Source organism: Bradyrhizobium sp. 956_D2_N1_4, from assembly GCF_052076025.1.
Lineage (GTDB): Bacteria > Pseudomonadota > Alphaproteobacteria > Rhizobiales > Xanthobacteraceae > Bradyrhizobium > Bradyrhizobium barranii.
Window position 1 is genome coordinate 7,693,013 of record NZ_CP197237.1, and the last position, 20,622, is coordinate 7,713,634.

Genomic DNA, 20,622 nt, shown 5'->3' on the forward strand with positions numbered 1-20,622 from the left:
ACCATTTTCTGACACGCCGCGGTCCCGCGGTCCCGTCCGGTCCCGACATGCCATTGCCATCGTCCGCGCGTGCGTTGAAGAAGCCCCGTCTCGACGACGAGGTGCGCTTTCTAAGGTCGTGGATCGAAAAGCCGCTGCACATGGGTGCAGTGATGCCTTCGGGCAAGCTGCTCGCCCGGACCATGGCGCATTACGTCGACGTCAATTCAGACGCACCCGTGGTCGAGCTCGGGCCCGGCACCGGCGCCATCACCTCGGCCCTGGTCGAGCGCGGCGTCGACCAGAAGCGCCTCGTCCTCGTCGAATACAATCCCGGCTTCTGCGCCTTGCTGCGCGACCGCTATCCGCAAGCCAAGGTGGTGCAGGGCGATGCCTATCGCCTGCGCGACACGCTCTGGAACGTGCTCAGCGCGCCGGCCTCCGCCGTCGTCTCCGGCCTGCCGCTCGTGACAAAACCGATGCTGACGCGGCTCCGGCTGGTCCGCGACGCCTTCGCGGCGCTGACCCCGGGCGCGCCCTTCGTGCAGTTCACCTATGCGGTGGTGCCGCCGATCCCGAAATCGCTGCCCGGCGTGTCCACAGAGGCCTCGGAACGGATCTGGATGAACCTTCCGCCGGCCCGCGTCTGGGTGTATCGCAAGGACTAATTCCGTCGGCATTCCCTTTTGCGCGGCGGACTCGTTTCGCCGAACGCATGGAAGTGGATGTCCGCACCCAAAATCCTGGTCATTCCCGGCTCGCTGCGCACCGGCTCGCACAATGCGAAGCTGGCGGCGGTCGCCGCCTATGAATTCGCCCAGGCCGGCGTCGACGTCACCCGCATCTCGCTCGCCGATTTTCCGCTGCCGATCTATGACGGCGATCTCCAGGCCAAGTCGGGCGCGCCCAAGCACGCGATCAATCTCAAGCGCATGATCGGCGCGCATCATGGCGTGCTGATCGTTTCGCCCGAATATAACGCCTCGGTGCCGCCGCTGCTCAAGAACGCGATCGACTGGATCAGCCGCGTACATGAGCTGCACGAGACGCGCGGCGACGTGTTTCGCAACCGCGCCTTCGCGCTCGCCGGCGCCTCGCAGAGCCGGCTCGGTGCGGCCCGTGCACTCCAGGCGCTGCGGCTGATCCTGACCTCCTGCCACGCCAATGTGATTGCCAGCCAGCTCACGCTCGCCTTTGCCGACCAGGCCTATGACGATATGGACAGGCTGAAGAACGAGGGCGACATCGCCGCGTTGAAGGAGCTGGTGCGGCAATTGATCGACATTTCCCAACGCATGATGTGAGGTGACATGACGCCAGCCGAGATCGCCCCGAAGGACCGCCTGATCGTTGCGCTCGACCTGCCCAGCGTTGACGCCGCGGAGGCGATGATCGAAAGGCTCGGCGACAGCGTCACCTTCTACAAGATCGGCTATCAGCTCGCTTATGCCGGCGGCCTGCCGCTGATCGGCAAGCTCGCCGACAAGGGCAAGAAGGTGTTCGCCGATCTCAAGATGCACGACATCGGCAACACCGTCACGCGTGGTGTGGAGAGCGTGGCCAGGCTGGGTGCAACCTTCGTCACCGTGCACGCCTATCCGCAGACCATGAAGGGCGCGGTCGAAGGCCGCGGCAGCGCGAGCCTGAAGATTCTCGCCGTCACGGTGCTGACGTCCTACAACGACGACGATCTGCATGCGGCCGGCTATCGGCTCAGCGTCTCCGAGCTGGTCGAAGCGCGCGCGCAGCAGGCGCAGGTGCTCGGCGTCGACGGGCTGGTGTCATCGCCCGAGGAGGTCGGCGCCTTGCGCAAGATCGTCGGCCACCAGATGCATCTCGTCACCCCCGGCATCCGGCCGGCGGGTTCTGCGAGCGGCGACCAGAAACGCATCATGACGCCCGGCCGCGCAATTGCCGCGGGCGCCGATTATCTCGTTGTCGGACGGCCGGTGGTTGAAGCCCCAGACCCCAAGGCGATCGCGGAAGCCATCCAGGCCGAGATTGCGCAGGCGCTCGGCGCATGATTCGGAGAAAGCGTGCAGCGGTTTTCCGGTCGGATCATGCTTAGACAGACATCAACAAACAGGGAGAAGAACAATGGCAAAGGGCTACTGGATCGGGCGCGTGGATGTGAGCAGTGACGAGGGCTACAAGCCCTATGCCGTCGCCAACGGTCCGATCTTCAAGAAATGGGGTGGCCGCTTCGTCGTTCGCGCCGGCAAGTTCACCACCGTCGAAGGCGCCAGCCGCTCGCGCAACGTCGTGATTGAATTTCCCGACTACGAGACCGCGATCGCCTGCTACAACTCGCCGGAATACCAAGCCAACATCAAGGTGCGCCAGCCGCACTCCATCGCCGACCTCATCATCATCGAGGGCTATGACGGCCCGCAGCCCTGAAGACGGATCGTCGCGAGAGCCTATCCTGGATTGACGCGAGCATCATCCGGCTCTCGCGGACAGCACGCGCGTGCGATCATCGTACGCGATCGGGAGAGCGTCGCGGACATCTCCGCTCGCACTCACGTCGACATCACCTTGCATCACCTTGATGGACTCATTTGCTTGAACACCTGAGGGTCGTTCGCGCCTGAGACGAAGACCGTGGCCGTCATTGGGTCCACCAGCTTGCCGTATTCTTTTGTCCCCAAATGGGGATTGCTGGATCGCTCTCCTTTCATCCAAGGTTGCTTGATCGGAGCCCACATCGATCGGTGATGGGCATCAAGCCAACCCGAAATCTGCGACGTCCGTGACGGGCCGCAAGGCGACCCGCATCGCGCATTTCCATGCAAAGGGAGTGAAGATCATGGCACTGATCATCGGAACAGCAGGCGACGATGTGTTGCCTGGCACGAATTTAGACGATCAGATCTTTGGCCTTCAAGGCAACGACACCATTACTGGCCTGGACGGCAATGATGACGTAAGCGGCGGTGCGGGCAATGATTCCATCGATGGCGGTGCCGGCAACGACATCCTTGATGGAAATGCCGGTATCGATACGATCACCGGTGGCGCCGGCGACGACACGATCAACGGCGGCGCGGGCGACGACACGCTGAACGGAAATGCCGGCGCCGACATCATCCATGGCGACCAAGGCAACGACACCATCGATGGCGGAAACGGCGCTGACCAGCTCTTTGGTGACGCCGGCGACGACAGCATCCACGGCGGCGACGGCAATGATGACATTCATGGCGGTGCGGGTGCCGACACCCTGTGGGGCGACGCCGGCGACGATACGTTGAGCGGCGACGCCGGCAATGACGTCTTGAATGGCGGCGACGGTAACGACCTACTCAACGGTGGATTCGGAGATGACACTCTGAATGGCGATGCCGGCAACGACACGCTGAACGGCGGACTTGGCAATGACGTGCTGAACGGCGGTACCGGTGACGACATCCTGAACGGCGGTTTGGGCGCCGATACGCTCGACGGTGGCGATGGTAACGACACCATGCACGGCGACGCGGGCGACGACATCATGGACGGCGGCGCCGGTAACGATACGATGTTCGGCGATGCCGGAGACGACGAGATGGCCGGCGGCGCGGGCAACGATGCCATGAGCGGCGGCGCCGGTGATGACGAAATGAGCGGCGGAACCGGCAACGACACGCTCGACGGCGACGCCGGAGATGACACGCTCGATGGCGGCGACGGCACCGATGTCCTGAACGGCGGGGCTGGGGCTGACATCCTGTCGGGCGGCGCCGGCAATGACACCCTGAACGGCGGTAACGGCGATGACGAGTTGTCCGGCGGCAATGGCGCCGACGTCCTCAACGGTGGACTCGGCGATGATGTGCTGACGGGCGGTGCTGGTACCGATACGCACAATTTCGGCGACAACACAGCTACGAACTTCGGCAACGATGAAGTCACCGATCTCAGCTTTGCCGATGGCGATGCCGTTGTTGTCGACGCTCCGCCAGGCTTTGACCCGGCTACAGTGGTAGTGGACGACGACGGCACCAACACCGTGCTGGATTTCGGCTTCGGCGCCATCCAGCTCGATGGCATCACGGGCGGCGCGACACCGTTCGAGTCGATCGCCGAAATCAACACTGCCGCCGGTTATACGGCCGTTGACGTTGTCTAGTCCCGACTAGTAGCGGGGCGGCTGTCAGGCCGCCCCGCCCTCATTTCAGTCAGTGATAGTGCCGGCAAGTTATGTATTCGCGTAACCGTGGTGTGATCCCAGCATCTGGTCAGAGATTGCTGGTGGCCTTGATTCCGGGACGATTCGCATTGGTGTGGATCGTCTGTTTCAGCGTGTCCGTAAACCTGCTGCTGCTGGTCGTACCTTTCTTTTCCATCGAAGTGTTCGACCGCGTGCTCAGCAGCGGAAGCGTCGAGACGCTTGTCGGCCTCACCGTCATCGCCGTCGGCGCTCTCGCCTTCAGCGCCGCCTTCGACACGTTTCGTAACCGCCTGTTGAGCCGGTTCGCGGTCGGGTTCGAGCACTGCCTCGCTCCGATCATCCTTGAAGGCAGCATCACCGGCGCGGCGCCGGGCGACGGCCGGCAGCACGATCTGGTCAAGCTTCGCGAGTTGAGAACTTTCCTGTCGAGCGGAACGGTCACATCGCTGATAGATGCTCCATTCCTCCCGGTGTTCATTCTCATCCTGTTCTTCCTGCACCCCTGGTATGGCGTCATAGCCCTGATCGGGGTGGGGGTCCTGCTGGCGATGGGTGTCGCAAGCCACTGGATCGCGCGCGGGGAAATTGCGCAGGCTTCGCAGGCCGCGTTGAAGACGCAGGCCTTGCTCGATGGAATCGTCCGGCACTCCAGCGTGGTGCGGGCGATGGGCTGGACCCGGGGCGCCATCCGCGCGTTCATGAGCCTCAATGACGAAGCCCTGGCTCCGGTGGTGCGGGCCAGCGAACGCATCTACACGATCAGCGCCGCCGCGCGAATGGTCAGGACCATTCTGCAGATTGCCGCGATCGGATGCGGTGCCTGGCTCGTGCTCCAGAACGAGGTGCTGTCCGGCAGTCTGATCGCGAGCTCGATCCTGATAGCGCGCACATTGCAGCCCATGGAAGGATTGGTCTCGGCCTGGCGCGCGCTGGCATCTGCGCAGGACGCCTGGACGCAGGTCTGCAACGCCGCGATGCCGGTGCTTGCGCGTCCGCGGAAGACGTTGCTTCCGCCGCCAGCCGGCATGCTCAAGGTCGAACGGGTGACATTCCGGATTGGCGGGACGCAGCGTCCCATCCTCGCGGGCATATCATTTCAATGCCGGCCGTCCGAGCTTGTCGTCGTGATCGGGCCGACCGGCGCCGGAAAATCCACATTGCTGCGCTTGATGGCAGGCCTCGATCGGCCGACCAGCGGTACGATCCGGTTGGACCACGCAGCACTCCATACCTGGGATCCCGACCAGCTTGGGCAATTCGTCGGCTATCTCCCCCAGGACGTGCAGCTCCTGGATGGAACGGTGGCCGAAGCCATTGCCGGGTTCGACGAATACGCACGGGACGAGGCCATCGTCGCCGCGGCCATGCTCGCGCAGGCGCATGAGATGATCCTGTCCCTTCCGGCCGGCTACCAGACCGAGATCGGCCGCGACGGCTGCAGGCTATCCGGTGGCCAGCGTCAGCGCATTGGTCTTGCACGCGCCTTCTTCGGCGATCGCAAATTGATCCTGCTGGATGAGCCCAATGCCAATCTCGACCCGGACGGCGAAGAAGCGTTGTGCTCCGCCATTCAATCGGCCAAAGCGCGCGGCGCGGCGTCGGTGATCGTCACCCACCGGCCGCGGCTGTTGACCATCGCCGATGCCGTGCTGCTGTTGAGGGACGGCAACCAGGTCGCCTTCGGACCGCCATATGATGTTCTTCGCGCCCAGCGGCCGGCACCGGTACCGGGTTCGCCAGGGCTCCCGCGCAATGTCGAACCTCAGAGGTTGCCAGGCAGGAGGGTCATTCCATGACGCAGACCGGTCATGCCTCCGCGATGTCCGCGCCTGTTGCAGGTCCGTCGAAGACCTGGCCGACGGAGCAACCGCGATCCGACATGCGACGGATCATCGCATGGGGCTGTGTATTGCTCGTCCTGCAATTTTGCGGCTTCGGCTTGTGGGCAACCACGGTTCCGCTCCGCGGCGCTGTCGTGGCACCAGGATTCATCAAGGTCCATTCGAAGCGCAAGGCTGTGCAACATCTGGAAGGCGGAATCATCAAATCGATCTATGTCCGGGAGAACGATCACGTCGAAGCCGGTCAACTCATTGCACGGCTCGACACCGCGCAGATCGAAGGGAGCCTTGGTTCCCTCGAAACGAAGTTCTTTGCTGATCTGGCGATGGAGGCCCGGCTGGCGGCGGAGCAGGACGCCGCGAAGTCAATCCGGTTTCCGGACGAATTGCGGGAAAGTGCGACGCGTCTCTCCGCACGTATCGCCATTCAAACCCAGGAGGCCGAATTTGCCGCGCGACTGGCCGCGATTGAGAACGAGCGCAAGGTGATCGATCAGCAGATGCTGCAAAACGCGGACACCATCCGCGGCCTGCAGAGCAACACCCAAGGGCTTGAACAGCAACTCAAGCTGTTGCGGGAAGAAATCGCCGACACGAGTTATCTCCTCGCAAAGGGCCTCGCCCGGAAACCACGTTTGCTGGCCTTGCAACGCGCCGAAGCCGAGGCCACCGGACAGGTCGATCGTAATGCCGCGTCAATCTCGGAGATGCAGGGCAAGATCGCGGAGTTGCAGGACAGACGCCGGCAGCTGGGGTTCAACCAAAATCAGGATATCGCCAAGCAGCGGCATGCGACCAGCGAGGAGATCGGCGACCTCAGACATCGAATTGCCGCGTTGCGTGCCCAGCTTGTCCGGTCTGAATTGCGTGCCCCGGAAAGTGGAAGGATCGTCGGCCTCAACAGCAGGGACCTCAATGCCGTGCTTGGACCTCGGGAAACCCTTTTGGAAATCGTTCCGATGCAAGATCGGCTTGTCATCGAGGCGACATTGAAGCCTGCCGATCGGGAAGAGGTCTATGTCGGACAGATGGCGCGTGTGCGAGTTCACGCGCTGAACATTCGCCGCCGGCCGATGCTTGAGGGAAGGGTGGTCGGCGTTGCGGCAGACGCACTGACCGACACCCATTCCGGTGACAGCTCCTATTTGGCCGAGGTTGAGCTGGACCCCAACGCGCCGACGGCCTCCTACATCTCCACATTGATGCCTGGAATGCCTGTCGAGATATTTGTCGAGACGGGGGAACGAACCTTTGCGGAATATCTTTTGCAGCCGATGACGTTACGGATCAACCGTGCGTTCAGGGAGAATTAAGCGCTGGTAAGGGGTGGGCCGGCCTATGAGGGAGGCGACCGTGCATGAGTGCAGTAAGGCACTACCTTCCGCACAGGATGATTTTCGTTCCGATTGCGTCGAGCGCGCCTCGAAGCAAGGCAATGACGGATGCGGTCCGTCTGGGTCTTGTCCGGAGCCACGCCCGCAACAGGCCGCAATGGAATATTTCGCGAAGGCCATGGCGGAATTGCTCGGCTGCCGGAGCTGCTACGTAGCCATGCTATCCGCCTCCGGGCTGGAAGAAGCCAGGATCGGAGATGCTCCTGCCGATCCGTCATGCGCGGCGATGGTTGAGCGATTTGCGCGCAAGGGTACAGCCGAGGACGTCGCCTCGCTCGAGCCGATCAATTCCCGGACCTCCTTCGTCCGCAAGTTGATCGGCGCGGAACCCCCGGTAAAGAGTCATTCAGTCATTGGCAGGTTTGCTTCCGATGAGCGAACCACGGTCGTGTTCGTGGCTGGATGGCGACCGGCCGCGCTTGCGGCATCGGAGATTCCGGGCTTGGCGCATACCGTGCGCCCGTTATGGAAGGCTGCTCATTCACTTGCCCGGCAAGCGCCGGGGCAGGTCGATGCGCAACTCTGGCTCGAAGAGCTGACCTTTCCCGCCATCGTCGTGGACCAGGGCCTGCACATTTACGCAGTCAATCGTGGTGGACGCGTGCTGCTTGCCAAGCGCGAGCTGCTCAGGATGGAAGGAGGCAGGCTTGCTGGCTCATGCGCTTCCGTGACCGAGAGCTTGCGGGGGGCAATCGGGAAAGTGCTCATCGAGAGCGGGACTCATGGATGGTTCAACACTACGGTACCGCTTTCGACGGATCGTCAGCAATTCGCCTTCGCCAAGATCGGCGCTGTTCCAACGCATGACAAGCTGGGACAGGCCCTCATCGTCGTGCCGCAATTCGATGACGTGCAGGGCGCGCACTGCATCGCATCTGCCTTCGGCTTGAATTGGGCTGAGGAAAGAATCGTCGCCCGGATTCTTCAATTCCAGTGCCCTCGCGATATTGGAGCCGAGCTTGGGCTGACCGAGGCAACGGTGCGAACCTACACCAAGAGGATCATGCTCAAACTGGGGATCAATCGGCAGTCGGAGTTCTTTCTTCTGTATCATCTCACCCAGTCGCCTTTTGGCGCCGGCAGGCGCGAGAACTGGGTGAGCCGGCCGGCCTCCGAGGGTCGATTGGACGAAGAGGGTCCGATGAGATTGCGGACGGCTGGCAAGCATTCGCCTGACTGAGTACGGGGTTCTCCGCGATGTCGAGGCGCATGAGCTGCGCAGGTTTTCTCTACCGGGCGTTCGCTGCCTTGGCATTGGCCGGGGCCGGCTTCCCTGCACATGCCCAGAGCATTCAATTGGCGCTGCCGATTACCTGCGAGCCTGGCCGCACCTGCTACATCCAGAATTACACGGATCTCGATCCGTCGCGGTCGGCGCGAGATTACAAGTGCGGCACGCTGACTTATGACGACCACAACGGCACCGATTTTCGTTTGCCCTCACTGGCAGCGCAAAAGGCCGGCGTGGACGTGCGCGCGGCGGCAGGCGGTCGCGTTCTTCGTACACGCAATGACGCGCCGGACGGCGCTTTCACAAAATCGGGACGCGAAGCGGTGCGCGAGGCCGAATGTGGCAATGGCATCGTCATCGAACATCCGGAGCAGTGGGAAACCCAGTACTGCCACCTCGCCGCCGGCAGTGTGTTGGTCAAGCCTGGAGACAAGGTCGACCTCGGACAGCCGATCGGCCGTGTCGGGCTCTCCGGCCTCACGGAGTATCCTCACCTGCATTTCACCGTGAGGCACAATGGCGCGGTGGTCGATCCCTTTGCGTATGGTGTTCGCCCCGAGTCTTGCGAGGGCGGTCAATCGCTCTGGCTTGCTGCCCTCCGCCCGAAACTCGAGTACCAGGAACGAGCCATCCTCAATGCGGGCTTTACGACGGGGCCGGTCACGATGGAACTCATCGAGGACGGCAGTGCCGAGAGCCAAAAGCCGTCCGCCGGTTCGATGGCGATCGTCGCGTTCGTGCGGGCCATCGGGCTGAAGGCGGGCGATGCGCAATGGCTGGTCATCAAGGATCCCCTCGAGAACGTCATCGCGGAAAATCGGTCTGCACCACTTCAGGCCAACAAGGCGCAATTCATGCTCTTTGCGGGGAAGAAGCGACCTCCCGGGGGGTGGGAACGCGGCTCCTACAAGGCCACTTATGTTGTCGAGCGCGATGGTCAGATCGTGCTCAGGAAAGACCTGGAGCTCATGCTCTAGCGTTGCATCTGTGCTTGGGGAGACCCGCGCCACGGGCCTTTTGAAGGCCTGATCGGTTGCCGGAACGGCCCGCTCCCGCTATAGGGCGTGGAGAGGGTGAACCATGTCCGATATGCGTTTGATTGTTGCTGGGGCAGGCGGCCGGATGGGCCGGGCGCTGGCACGAGCGATTGCCGACACCGAAGGCGCGGTGCTGGCGGGAGCCCTGGAGGCGCCCGGCTCGGAGCTGCTCGGCAAGGATGCCGGCGTACTCGCGGGCCTGCCGGCCAACGGCGTCAAACTCTCGGCCGACCTCTGGGCGATGTCGAAAGATGCCGACGGCATCCTGGATTTCACCGTGCCGGCCGCGACCATCGCCAACGTCGCGATCGCGGCCGAGCGCGGCATCGTGCACGTCATCGGCACCACCGGACTGTCGGCCTCCGACAACGCCGTGATCAAGAGCGTCACCAACCGTGCGGTCGTGGTGCAGTCGGGCAATATGAGCCTGGGCGTCAATCTGCTCGCCGCGGTGGTCAAGCGCGTCGCCAAGGCACTCGACGAGAGCTTCGACATCGAGGTCGTGGAAACCCACCACCGCATGAAGATCGATGCGCCCTCGGGCACTGCGCTGATGCTGGGCCAGGCCGCTGCCGCCGGCCGCGGCATCTCGCTCGATGAGCATTCGGATCGCGGCCGCGACGGCATCACCGGCGCGCGCAAGCCGGGCGACATCGGCTTTGCCTCCTTGCGCGGCGGCACCGTCGCCGGCGAGCACAGCGTGACCTTCCTCGGTCCGTTCGAACGCCTGACGCTGTCGCATCTCGCCGAAGACCGCATGCTGTTCGCACACGGCGCGCTCAAGGCGGCGCTGTGGGCGCATGGCAAGAAGCCGGGGCACTACTCCATGGCCGACGTGCTCGGTCTCGCAGACATCTGAGCGAGCCGGAGCATGAACCGGACCCGAAGGGCCGCGTTAGCGCAAGATGTGAAGCGGCTTTCCGCCAAGATCATTCCTCAACAATAACCTGAATGGAAAGCAGTCAATGAGCGAACGTCTCCTCGTGCTCGTGCGCCACGGTCAGAGCGAGTGGAATCTGAAGAACCTGTTCACGGGCTGGAAGGATCCTGATCTCACCGAGCTCGGCGTGAAGGAAGCCACGGAAGCCGGCCGCAAGCTGAAGGCACAGGGCCTCGTGTTCGACGTCGCCTACACCTCGGTCTTGACGCGCGCGCAGCACACGCTCGATCTCATTCTCGGCGAGCTCGACCAGAAGGGCCTGCCGACCTCCAAAGACCTCGCGCTGAACGAGCGCGACTATGGCGATCTCTCCGGCCTCAACAAGGACGACGCCCGCAAGAAATGGGGCGAGGACCAGGTGCTGATCTGGCGCCGCTCCTACGACGTGCCGCCGCCCGGCGGCGAAAGCCTGAAGGATACGCTGGCGCGCGCGTTGCCCTATTACGTGCAGGAGATCCTGCCCGGCGTGCTCAACGGCAAGCGCACGCTGGTCGCCGCCCACGGCAATTCGCTGCGCGCGCTGATCATGGTGCTGGAGAAGCTCTCGCCCGAAGGCATTTTGAAGCGCGAGCTCGCGACCGGTGTGCCGATCATCTACCGGCTCAACGCGGATTCGACGGTGGCCTCAAAGCTGGATCTGGCGGGGTAGTCCATGAATGCGCAGCTTCCTGACCTGTCAAACGAATGGGATAAAAAAAAGCTGCGCAATTGGATGGCGAACGCTAAGCGCCTAAAGCGCGATGATGTTTATCATGCAGCGTTTCGCCAGCTTTGCCGAATTGAAGGGCGCAATATTGACGATCCACTGGAATCTGAGTTTGCGGTCGTGATGCGAGCCTTGGAAGAAGCCTTGTCGGAAGAAAGCGGCACGACAAAGCGTCTGAGCAGGACTCGTCAGAAACTAGGCAGAGTTGGCGTAAGGCAAACGTTGGCCGACTTGGCAATGAAGCCCACACCCTCGACGGGCTTCTTGAAGTTGGTCGAGTTTGGAATGGCCAAGGAGCTGTCCGCAGAGGCACTAGTTATCAAGTACTCAAGCGAATTTTCTTCAGAGACGGTGGAAGCCGCAAAGAAGCGCTTGGCAGATTACGGCATTTCTTGAATGCTGCTGTAGCTCAGCTTCTGCACATCTCGCGTAGAGCTCACTGCATCCCCAGCTGCCCGGCCTCCCAGCCCAGCATCGCCTGCTTGCGGGTGATGCCCCAGTGATAGCCGGTGAGCGTGCCGCTCTTGCCGAGCGCGCGATGGCAGGGCACGACGAACGAGACCGGGTTCTTGCCGACCGCAGCGCCGACGGCGCGTGAGGCCTTCGGGCTGTTGATGTTGCAGGCGATGTCGGAATAGGACACCGCGCGACCCATCGGGATCTTCAGCAGCGTCTCCCACACCCGTACCTCGAAATCGGTGCCGATCATCACCACGCGCAGCGGCTGGTCCGGCCGCCACAGCTTGGTGTCGAAGATGCGCTGTGCGAGCGGTGCGGTGCCTTCGTGATCCTCGACGTAAGTTGCGTTGCGCCATCGCCGCGTCATGTCGGCGAGCGCGACCTTCTCATCACCGGGATCGGCGAACGCAAGGCCTGACAGGCCGCGGTCGGTGGCGATCACGATCGCCGTGCCAAAGGGCGAGGGATGGAAGCCGTAGCGCAGCGTCAGGCCCGCGCCGCCGTTCTTCCATTCGCCGGGCGACATCGCTTCATGGGTGACGAAGAGATCGTGCAGCCGGCCCGGTCCTGAAAGACCTGAGTCGAGCGCGGCATCGAGAATGCTCGCGGAGTCCCGCAACAGTCCCTTGGCGTGATCGAGCGTCAGCGCCTGCATGAACGCCTTCGGCGTGATCGAGGCCCAGCGGCGGAACAGATGGTGCAGCTCATCCGGCGTGACGCCCGCCGCATCCGCCATCGCTTCGATGGCCGGCTGGGTGCGCCAGTTCTCCGAGATGAATGCGATCGCCCGGCGCACGGAGTCGTAATCGCGCAACGCGGCGTTCTGGGAGCCCGGCTTGGCCAGGCGCTGGTCATTTATGGCGAGTGTCATCATGACTGGAAATGTAGGCGTGGCGCCGGGCCGAAACCACCCGATTTCCGATCCGGACTCAGGAGACCGGGTTGTAGGTCGGGCCGCGCTTGGCGGCGTTCAGGGCCTCAACCAAGCCTTTGTAAAAACTTGCTTTTTCGTCCGGGCCGAGGAAGCGGGCGATCTGGATCTGGTGGCCGCGCGAGATCAGATAGAGATGCTCGATGCCAAAATCCTCGTCGACCTCCATGTCGAGGCGGACCCAGAGCGGATTGAACGTCCATTCGGCGACCTGGCCGCGATGACTGACGCGCCGCACCCGCAGCTCAGACGTCGTGACCGAAATCTCCTCGCGCGCCCGCGCGGTGCGGAAATTAGCCTTGAAGGCCCACCAGATCACCAGCACGTCGAGGCCGAAGAAGCCGAACACCGGCCACGCACCCATCATCAGGAAGGCGAGGCCGGTGGCAAAGCTCACCACGCTCAGGAACAGCATCACGGCGAGGAAGCCGGTGCGGTTCAGCGAGCGGTGCGGCGTCAGGAGCGCGGAGAAGATCTGAGGCTCCGTCTCGCTTTCAGATCGCCCGCGCTCAATTTCGTTGCCTGTGCTCATCGTCCCTCAGTATATCCGGATCATGGCGAAAATCACCCGCAAGCCGGCCCCGCGCAAAGCGTCCGTGCCGAAGAAAAAGGCAAAGGCGATAGTTGCGAAGCCGAAGGCTCCCGCCAGGAAATCGCTCAAGGCCACAAGACCCAATTCTACCAAACCTTGGACGCCGGCCGAGATCCACGAGGTCTTCAGCCGTTTCCGCAAGGCCAATCCGGAGCCGAAAGGCGAGCTCGAGCACGTCAATCCGTTCACGCTGCTGGTCGCGGTGGTGCTGTCGGCGCAGGCCACCGATGCCGGGGTCAACAAGGCGACACGCGCATTGTTCGAGATCGCCGACACGCCGCAGAAGATGCTCGACCTCGGCGAAGAACGCTTGCGCGAATACATCAAGACCATCGGCCTCTATCGCACCAAGGCCAGGAACGTGATTGCGCTGTCGGCAAAGGTGCTCAGCGAATTCGGCGGCGAGGTGCCGCGCACGCGCGCCGGGATCGAATCTCTGCCAGGCGCCGGGCGCAAGACCGCCAACGTGGTGCTCAACATGGCCTTCGGCGAGCACACCATGGCGGTCGACACGCATGTCTTCCGGGTCGGCAACCGCACCGGGCTCGCGCCCGGCAAGACGCCACTCGAAGTTGAGCTCGGTCTCGAAAAGGTGATCCCGGCCGAGTTCATGTTGCACGCCCATCATTGGCTGATCCTGCATGGCCGCTATACTTGCCTCGCCCGCAAGCCGCGCTGCGAGGTTTGCCTGATCAACGATCTCTGCCGGTGGCCGGAGAAGACGGTCTGAGGTGGCGCCGTCGTTTCGGGGGGCGATGTGAAGCAAGCCGGTTTTGGGGACATGTCGTGAGTCAGCAAGAACAAATCTCATCGCCATCGCCATCGCCATCGCCATTGCCATCGCCATCGCCACCGCCACCGCCGGCCGCGGCACCGGCTCCGCCGCCGAAGCCGACACAGCGGCCGGCGAGCTCGCTCTGGGGCCGGCTCGCGATCCCCCTGTTCGCCGTGATCGTCGCGCTCGCCTTCGTGGCACTGGCGACGCTGCGCTTCGACGAATGGGTCGGCAACGCCGTGGTCCAGACCACCAACGACGCCTATGTGCGCGCCGATCTGACGCGGCTTGCAAGCCGCGTCTCCGGCGAAGTGCTGACCGTCGGGGTCTCCGACTTCCAGCGCGTCAAGGCCGGCGATCTCCTGATCCAGATCGATCCCGCCGACTACCAGGCCCAGGTCGCGCAGTCCGAGGCCGCTGTCGCCGCCGCGCAGGCCGTGCTCGACAATCTGAGCAACCAGGTCGAGCTGCAATATGCGACCATCGCGCAGGCGCAGGCCGCGCAGCTGTCCGCGGAAGCGTTGGAAGTCGAGGCCCGGCAGGAGCAGGATCGCCAGAAATCCCTGACGCAGACGGAAGCCGGCACGCGGCAGCGGCTGGAACAGGCCGTCGCGGGCTATGCGAAGGCGCAGGCCGACGTACGTGCCAGTCGCGCCGTCATCGCCGCGCAGCAGCATCAACTCGAAGTTCTGCAGGGCACCAAGAAGCAGCGCGCCGCCGATGTCGCGGCGGCCAAGGCGACGCTGGCGAGCGCGAAGCTGAAGCTCGGCTATACCAGGATCACCGCGCCGTTCGACGGCGTCGTCGGCGAGCGCCAGGTGCAGCCCGGCGACTACGTCAACATCGGCACCAACCTCATCAACGTGGTGCCGCTGCCGAAGGTCTATGTGATCGCGAATTACAAGGAGACCCAGCTCACGCATGTCGCGCCGGGCCAGCCGGTCGAGATCACCGTCGATGGCTTCCCGCGCGAGAAGCTGCGCGGCAAGGTCGAGCGCATTGCGCCCGCGACCGGCGCGCAGGTGGCCCTGCTGCCGCCGGACAATGCGACCGGCAATTTCACCAAGGTCGTGCAGCGCATTCCCGTGCGCATCCAGTTCGACGACAACCAGCCGCTGCTGGCGCGGCTGGTGCCGGGCATGTCGGTCGTCACCAGCATCGACACGAAGGCCGCGAATGGCGGAAAATGACGATGCCGGCCGCGGACCTCTGTCGCGCGGCGGCATCGCGCCACAGCCGTTGTTTGCCGTGGCGGCGGTGCTGCTCGGCTCGTTCCTCGCCAATTTCGACAGCCGGCTGACCACGGTCGGTCTGCCGGACCTGCGCGGTGCGTTCTCGCTCTCGTTCGACGAGGGCGCCTGGCTTTCGACCGCAGGCATCGGCTCGCAGATCCTGATTGCGCCGGCGGTGGCGTGGCTCGCGACGGTGTTCGGCCTGCGCCGCGTGCTCGGCATCCCGAGCCTCGTCTACGCCGCGGTGTCGCTGATCATTCCCTTCGTGCACGATTATCCGACGCTGCTCGCGCTCAGCGTCGTTCATGGCCTGCTGCTCGGCACCTTCGTGCCTGCGACGCTCATGATCGTGTTACGAAACCTGCCGATCCGATGGTGGGTGCCGGCGATCTCGCTCTATTCGATCCGGGTCGGCTTTGCGCTGGATACGTCGAGCTCCCTGGTCGGCTTCTATGTCGACCATCTCGGCTGGCAATGGATGTACTGGCAGAGCGTCGTGATCGCGCCCTTGATGGGCCTGATGGTTTATCTGGGCACGCCGAGCGAGCCGGTGAACCGCACGCTGCTGCGCGAGGCCGATTGGGGCGGCATGCTGCTGCTCGGCGCCGCGGTCTCGATGATCTATGCCGGCCTCGACCAGGGCAATCGCCTGGACTGGCTCAACTCGGGGACGGTGATGGCGCTGCTCGTCAGCGGTGTGGTGCTGTTCGCAGGCTTCCTCGTCAACGAGTCGCTGGTGCGACAGCCCTGGGCGCATGTGAACGTGCTGTTCTCGCGCAATGTCGGGTTGGGGCTGATCTTGATCCTGCTCTACACGCTGACCAGCCTCTCCAACTCGTCGCTGGTGCCGAATTTCCTCGGCAATGTCGTTCTGCTCCGGCCGGAGCAGAGCGGGATGCTGCTGCTCACCTATGGCGCGCTGCCGATGTTCGTGCTGGTGCCGATCTCGATCTGGCTGCTGCGGCATTTCGATACGCGGCTCGTCGTGGTGCTGGGTTTTGCCTGCTTTGCCGCGGCCAATCTCTGGGGCACGCAGCTCAGCCATGTCTGGGCGCGCGAGGATTTTGTCGGCATCGTGCTGCTCCAGGCGATCGGGCAGTCGCTGCTCCTGCTGCCGATCATCATCACGCTGCTGTCGAACGCCGATCCGAGCCGCGCCACCTCCTTTGCCGCCTACATCCAGATCATGCGGCTCGGCGGCGCGGAGATCGGCATCGCGCTGATGGGAACGTGGCTGCGCGTGCGCGAGCAGGTCCATTCCTTCTATCTCGGCCAGGACCTTGTGGTCGGCAATGCCGACGTGGTGGGTAGGCTCAAGCAGCTCGCCGATTACTTCGCGGCCCACGGCACCGGCATGGCGCAGGCGCGCGCGGTCGGCACGCTCGCGGGCCTGGTGCAGCGCGAGGCCAATGTGCTCGCCTATATCGACGGCTTCTGGCTGTGCTTCTGGCTAGCGATGGTCGCGCTCGGCGTCGTCGCGCTGATCACCCGGGCGCCACCGGGCCCGTTCACGCCGGCGCCGTTCGGTTTCGCCAAGATGCTGCTGCGCAAATGCGGGGTGCAAGTGAACTGAGAGGCCTCACCGCATCTGCCGCGCCGGCTCGATCAGCTCGGGCCGCGGCCCCGACAGGCGCTTGTGCATGTGGACCATGAACGCCATGCCGAAGATCGGCGTCGCCAGATTGACGATCGGGATCGAGACGAAGGCCGCAATGAAAAGGCCGGCGGTGAAGATGGTCGCGGCGTTGTCGCGCCGCATCGCCCTGGCCTCCTCCGGCGAACGGAAGCGCATCGCGGCGAGCTCGAAATATTCGCGCCCGAGCAGCCAGGCGGCGGCGACGAAGAAGATCAGGAATCCGGCACCGGCGAACAGGACCAGCGGCAACGCCACCAGATAGACCACGATCGTCAGCAGCGCGGTCTTGACGCCCTCGTAGATCGCCTGGCTGAACGGCAGCGCAGCGCCCGGCCGCTCGGCGGGATAATGCTCGCGCTCGACGATGTCGGCGACGTCGTCGACGAACAGGCTCGCCACCAGCGAGGTGATCGCAGGCATCAGGAACACGCCGCCGAACACGACGCCGAGGCCCGCCGTGATCGAGACGATCCAGGCGAGGACCTCGAGCGAGGAATGCCAGCTCGGCCCGAGCAGGCCTTCCAGCCAGACCTCGCCATAGGTCGCAAACCAGCTCAGCAGCCGCTGCAAGCCGATCGCCAGCACGATGATCAGCACCAGTGCAAGCCCGATCGATCGCCACAGGATCGAGCGCATCGGCGGCGAGATCAATTGCGACAGCGCCTTTACGGCGGCATCGAGCATCGGAGTACCTCTCAGCAAAACCACCCGCGAGAGGTAGACATGCGCGGAAGGTTCGACAAGAGGTCGAGCCTTCCGGGACAGATTGCCGCGCCCGGAGCTTCGGTTCTGATTGAATCAGAACGGAAGCTCAAGGCGCTTGTTTTGACGCGTTTTCTTCGCGCGAGCCGGCAGCCACTTCGCTTGAAGACGCTCTAGCTCACCCTGATGACGAGGGCATAGTTCTGCGGCGCGACGGCGATGGAATGAGCGATGACCGATATCACCGCTTCGCCGGCCGGCAGATTCTCGAAGCTGACCTGCTCGACATTGTTCCTGCGGTCGAAGTCCTTCGAGCCGGCCGGCATGTTGCCATGGCGTTCCTGCTTGTTGGCCACCACGACGAGATCGAGGTCGCTTTGCAGGCCTTCGCCGGGCGGATCGGTCCAGACCAGCGTGACCTTCAGGCGGCTGCTTCCCGCCGGTATCGTGACCGTGCGGTCTTCGCGGTCCCCGGCGTCCAGCTTCTTCTTCTCGTCGAAGAACTGCAGCTCTTCGTTGGCGGCATGGGGACCGACCACGGCCTGAACGTCGACCCGGCCGAAGCCCTGGCTGTTGTTCGCGACGGACCCCGCCTCTGACGGATGGTATTGTCCGGCGAGACTGCGTGCTCCGTTGATGACGAGCGCCTTGAGCAGTGCGGCGCTCGGCGACTTCAGTCCCTGGCTTTTCCTCAGGAACGCCCGGACCACCGCGACGGACCCGGCCACCAGCGGCGTCGCCATGCTGGTGCCGCCCTCGAACATGTAGAGCGGGTCTTGCGAGAGCTTCCATCCCTTCGATTTCGTGGCGCGGGATCGGGTTGACAGAATGAACGATCCCGGCGCCACGACGTCGGGCTTGATGCGCTCGTCGTTGGTGGGTCCGCGGCTGCTGAACGCCACCATGCCTTCGGGATTGTTGGCCACACGATCGGAGCTGATCGGCGTGGCCGGAAAATCGTCTGGCCACGCCCTGCCGTAGGTCATGGCCTCGTTGGGGCGATTGTTCTCGCAGGCGCCGATGGTGAGGCAGTTCTTGGCCGTACCCGGCGGCGTCACGGAGTTGGGGTCGACCTGGCCATTGCCATCCTTGTCGCTGCCCTCATTTCCCGCGGCGAAGCAGATCAGCATGTCGCGGTGCGCGTAGACGAATGTGTCGAGCTCGTTGGCCTGGGAGTCGTACACGCCGAAATTTCCGACGCTGCCCCAGGAGTTGGAATGGATTCGCGCCTTGTCCGTCTTGTAGGGCGGACCGAACAGCGCATCGAGGCTGTCGGGCAGGCCGCCGAGATTGCCGCCGCTGTCGAGCACGGATTGCAGAACCAGCTTGGCACCCGGAGCCGTACCGCGGATCGGGCCGTCGCTTTTCGATACGCCGTCGCCGAGGGCCGAACCCGCGACATGGGTGCCGTGACCATCAGGATCGTCTTTGCGCCCGGGCCGGCCGAGCGCGTAGAGCTTCTTGACGCGTCCCTTGAAGGCCGGGTGCGTGTTCGTGGTCGATCCCTTGTCGAAACCGGTATCGGCGATCGCGATGATCTCGCCCGCGCCTTCGCCGCCATTGCTGGGCGTCGCCGCGGGAACGCGAAGAATGCCTCGCGCGATGTTGTTGAGCAGCTTGCGGGGAAAGACCTTCTCGACGCTGCGTACCTCGTCGAGCGCCGCGACGTCGGCAAGACGGCGCATCTTCAGCGTCACCCGCACCTTGGCAGTGCCCGGAACGACGTCGTCGAGCTGCACATGCGCCGCTTCCGCGATCTTCTTTGCAGCGGCCTTCACGCCGACATTGCGGTGGAGCATGACGTCGACGGTCACGCTGGTGCGGTCGAGCGCCGCCGGCTTTGCCGCAAGCGCGCGCGCCGCAGCGACGCCTCCGGGTTGGGTGTCGAGGTTGCGCAGTGCCGGCGCGATCTTCACGATGCCCGGGTAGAGGTCTGCCCATGTTACGAACGGCAGTTTCCGCACCTTGTCGAGCCCGGCCGCCGGAAAGTGACAGATGACGGCGCTGCCCGGGACGGCTTCCAGGATCTCGGCGCCGGCCTTGGCGAGCTGCCCTCTGCGCTCGGCGTTGAGCGGCTGGTTGGTCTGCACGATGATGTAGTCGGATTCCTTCGCATTCGCATGATCCAGCGACAGCGCCGCGCGTTCCGCGTGCGGAGCCGAAGGATCGATGGTGATGCCGTTGATCGTGATCTGCGCCATGGCCGTTCCACTCTCCCTGATTGATTGTCCGTCCTTTGTCGTCTGCGCTGGCCGGATCGCTCGGCTCAAGGCTCCGCCGCGATGCTGGCCCAGCAGGTGATGGCGCTACAGACCGTGCTCCAGCGGCCGAACCCCTTGTAGATCTTGGCGGCGATCTGCTCCTGCTGCTGCAAGGTGCCTTCGGCCTTGATCTGCGGATCGGAGACGTTGCGGATCGCGAGCCAGCGCGGTGCCTTGTCGCCCATCTCCTGCGCGACCAGGCCAAGGATGGCATCGCCATTTCGGAGACGTCGCCGAGCCCCTGGAGATGGAAGTGGTCGTCCGAGGTGTCGAAGCCGAAGAAGTCGGTGGTGACCACGGAGGAGGACAGGCCGCTCGGCTTCACGACGAAGATCTTCGGCGCCCTTGTATTGTCCTTCGGCAATTGCCCGGCATTGGCCTTGAACAGCGTCTTGGCCTGCGCGAATTTCTTCGTCACCGCGGATCTGCTGGAAAAATGCTCCTGCGCGAACGGCTGCTTCTTGAACTTCGACAGGCAGTCGAAGCGAACGATCGGGCTGACGACGACGTCGCCGACCTCGAATTCCTTGCCGATGCCGCCGGCCGTGCCCGTGGTGATGACGAGCGTCGGCTGCACCTCGGTGATGATCTGGCGCCAGACATCGATGTTCGGCAGCTGCGGACCGTCCTGCGACATGTGCGAATCGGATTTGAAGATCACGACCTTCTTCTTGCCGATCGTGGTGGTCCAGTAGGTGCCGAGCCGTTTCAGCTCCTTGGCCGGACAGCCGTTGCGCATCTTCTTGGAGATGG

20 protein-coding genes and 1 pseudogene are annotated in these 20,622 nt (G+C 63.8%); 15 read left to right on the plus strand and 6 right to left on the minus strand.

Annotation, left to right across the window (positions count from 1 at the left end; translation table 11 throughout):
• The first annotated feature begins 47 nt into the window (after positions 1–47).
• The 12 genes from AB7535_RS36365 (at position 48) to AB7535_RS36420 (ending at position 11,677) form a co-directional block, all read left to right on the plus strand.
• Complete coding sequence (locus AB7535_RS36365; protein ID WP_028148799.1) at positions 48–647, plus strand: class I SAM-dependent methyltransferase; 600 nt, start codon at positions 48–50, stop codon at positions 645–647.
• Between the two features lie 57 nt (positions 648–704).
• Entirely contained in the window at positions 705–1,283 is a 579-nt protein-coding gene (locus tag AB7535_RS36370; RefSeq protein ID WP_085405104.1) for an NADPH-dependent FMN reductase, read from the plus strand.
• A 6-nt stretch (positions 1,284–1,289) separates the two neighbouring features.
• Positions 1,290–2,003 (plus strand): orotidine-5'-phosphate decarboxylase, encoded by a 714-nt coding sequence (pyrF, locus tag AB7535_RS36375; RefSeq protein WP_354114578.1) that lies wholly within the window; start codon positions 1,290–1,292, stop codon positions 2,001–2,003.
• A gap of 73 nt (positions 2,004–2,076) precedes the next feature.
• Positions 2,077–2,379 (plus strand): DUF1330 domain-containing protein, encoded by a 303-nt coding sequence (locus tag AB7535_RS36380; RefSeq protein WP_063980243.1) that lies wholly within the window; start codon positions 2,077–2,079, stop codon positions 2,377–2,379.
• Between the two features lie 409 nt (positions 2,380–2,788).
• The gene (locus AB7535_RS36385) at positions 2,789–4,090 is read left to right on the plus strand and encodes a calcium-binding protein (protein WP_354114577.1); all 1,302 of its coding nucleotides are present in this window, start codon (positions 2,789–2,791) and stop codon (positions 4,088–4,090) included.
• Between the two features lie 122 nt (positions 4,091–4,212).
• Positions 4,213–5,928: a type I secretion system permease/ATPase gene (locus tag AB7535_RS36390; protein WP_245344266.1), complete on the plus strand. Its 1,716-nt coding sequence runs from the start codon at positions 4,213–4,215 to the stop codon at positions 5,926–5,928.
• On the plus strand, positions 5,925–7,286 hold the full coding sequence (locus AB7535_RS36395; protein ID WP_085404977.1) for an HlyD family type I secretion periplasmic adaptor subunit: 1,362 nt from the start codon (positions 5,925–5,927) through the stop codon (positions 7,284–7,286). Before AB7535_RS36390 ends, AB7535_RS36395 begins: the two co-directional genes overlap by 4 nt.
• A gap of 178 nt (positions 7,287–7,464) precedes the next feature.
• Complete coding sequence (locus tag AB7535_RS36400) at positions 7,465–8,547, plus strand: helix-turn-helix transcriptional regulator (RefSeq protein WP_224580537.1); 1,083 nt, start codon at positions 7,465–7,467, stop codon at positions 8,545–8,547.
• 29 nt (positions 8,548–8,576) lie between these two features.
• Complete coding sequence (locus AB7535_RS36405) at positions 8,577–9,575, plus strand: M23 family metallopeptidase (protein ID WP_354114576.1); 999 nt, start codon at positions 8,577–8,579, stop codon at positions 9,573–9,575.
• A gap of 103 nt (positions 9,576–9,678) precedes the next feature.
• Positions 9,679–10,494: a 4-hydroxy-tetrahydrodipicolinate reductase gene (dapB, locus tag AB7535_RS36410; RefSeq protein ID WP_028148808.1), complete on the plus strand. Its 816-nt coding sequence runs from the start codon at positions 9,679–9,681 to the stop codon at positions 10,492–10,494.
• 106 nt (positions 10,495–10,600) lie between these two features.
• Positions 10,601–11,224 carry a 2,3-bisphosphoglycerate-dependent phosphoglycerate mutase gene (locus AB7535_RS36415; protein WP_014490847.1) on the plus strand — a complete coding sequence of 208 codons (624 nt, stop codon included), beginning with the start codon at positions 10,601–10,603 and terminating at the stop codon, positions 11,222–11,224.
• Positions 11,225–11,227: 3 nt separating this feature from the next.
• On the plus strand, positions 11,228–11,677 hold the full coding sequence (locus tag AB7535_RS36420; protein ID WP_135213994.1) for a hypothetical protein: 450 nt from the start codon (positions 11,228–11,230) through the stop codon (positions 11,675–11,677).
• A 40-nt stretch (positions 11,678–11,717) separates the two neighbouring features.
• Here AB7535_RS36420 and AB7535_RS36425 read toward each other — a convergent pair whose 3' ends face one another.
• On the minus strand, positions 11,718–12,614 hold the full coding sequence (locus tag AB7535_RS36425; RefSeq protein ID WP_135213995.1) for a methylated-DNA--[protein]-cysteine S-methyltransferase: 897 nt from the start codon (positions 12,612–12,614) through the stop codon (positions 11,718–11,720).
• Positions 12,615–12,669: 55 nt separating this feature from the next.
• On the minus strand, positions 12,670–13,203 hold the full coding sequence (locus tag AB7535_RS36430; RefSeq protein WP_135213996.1) for a DUF2244 domain-containing protein: 534 nt from the start codon (positions 13,201–13,203) through the stop codon (positions 12,670–12,672).
• A gap of 22 nt (positions 13,204–13,225) precedes the next feature.
• Here AB7535_RS36430 and nth point away from each other — a divergent pair, with 22 nt between their 5' ends.
• From nth to AB7535_RS36445, 3 genes are read left to right on the plus strand one after another with little or no spacing between them, the layout of a single operon-like run.
• Positions 13,226–13,993, plus strand: coding sequence for an endonuclease III (gene nth, locus AB7535_RS36435; protein WP_167767940.1), 768 nt, complete (start codon positions 13,226–13,228; stop codon positions 13,991–13,993).
• A 56-nt stretch (positions 13,994–14,049) separates the two neighbouring features.
• Entirely contained in the window at positions 14,050–15,228 is a 1,179-nt protein-coding gene (locus AB7535_RS36440; protein WP_439037525.1) for an HlyD family secretion protein, read from the plus strand.
• On the plus strand, positions 15,215–16,843 hold the full coding sequence (locus AB7535_RS36445; RefSeq protein ID WP_071908821.1) for an MFS transporter: 1,629 nt from the start codon (positions 15,215–15,217) through the stop codon (positions 16,841–16,843). Before AB7535_RS36440 ends, AB7535_RS36445 begins: the two co-directional genes overlap by 14 nt.
• A 6-nt stretch (positions 16,844–16,849) precedes the next feature.
• On the opposite strand, the gene AB7535_RS36450 is transcribed toward AB7535_RS36445, so the two are convergent.
• The 4 genes and pseudogenes from AB7535_RS36450 to AB7535_RS36465 form a co-directional block, all read right to left on the minus strand.
• Positions 16,850–17,590 carry a sulfate transporter family protein gene (locus AB7535_RS36450; RefSeq protein ID WP_063980234.1) on the minus strand — a complete coding sequence of 247 codons (741 nt, stop codon included), beginning with the start codon at positions 17,588–17,590 and terminating at the stop codon, positions 16,850–16,852.
• Positions 17,591–17,781: 191 nt separating this feature from the next.
• On the minus strand, positions 17,782–19,809 hold the full coding sequence (locus AB7535_RS36455; RefSeq protein WP_354114574.1) for a S8 family serine peptidase: 2,028 nt from the start codon (positions 19,807–19,809) through the stop codon (positions 17,782–17,784).
• 65 nt (positions 19,810–19,874) lie between these two features.
• The gene (locus AB7535_RS36460) at positions 19,875–20,054 is read right to left on the minus strand and encodes a hypothetical protein (protein ID WP_354114573.1); all 180 of its coding nucleotides are present in this window, start codon (positions 20,052–20,054) and stop codon (positions 19,875–19,877) included.
• Between the two features lie 92 nt (positions 20,055–20,146).
• Positions 20,147–20,608, minus strand: a pseudogene (locus tag AB7535_RS36465) (phosphorylase family protein); the annotation flags it as partial.
• Between the last annotated feature and the right edge of the window lie 14 nt (positions 20,609–20,622).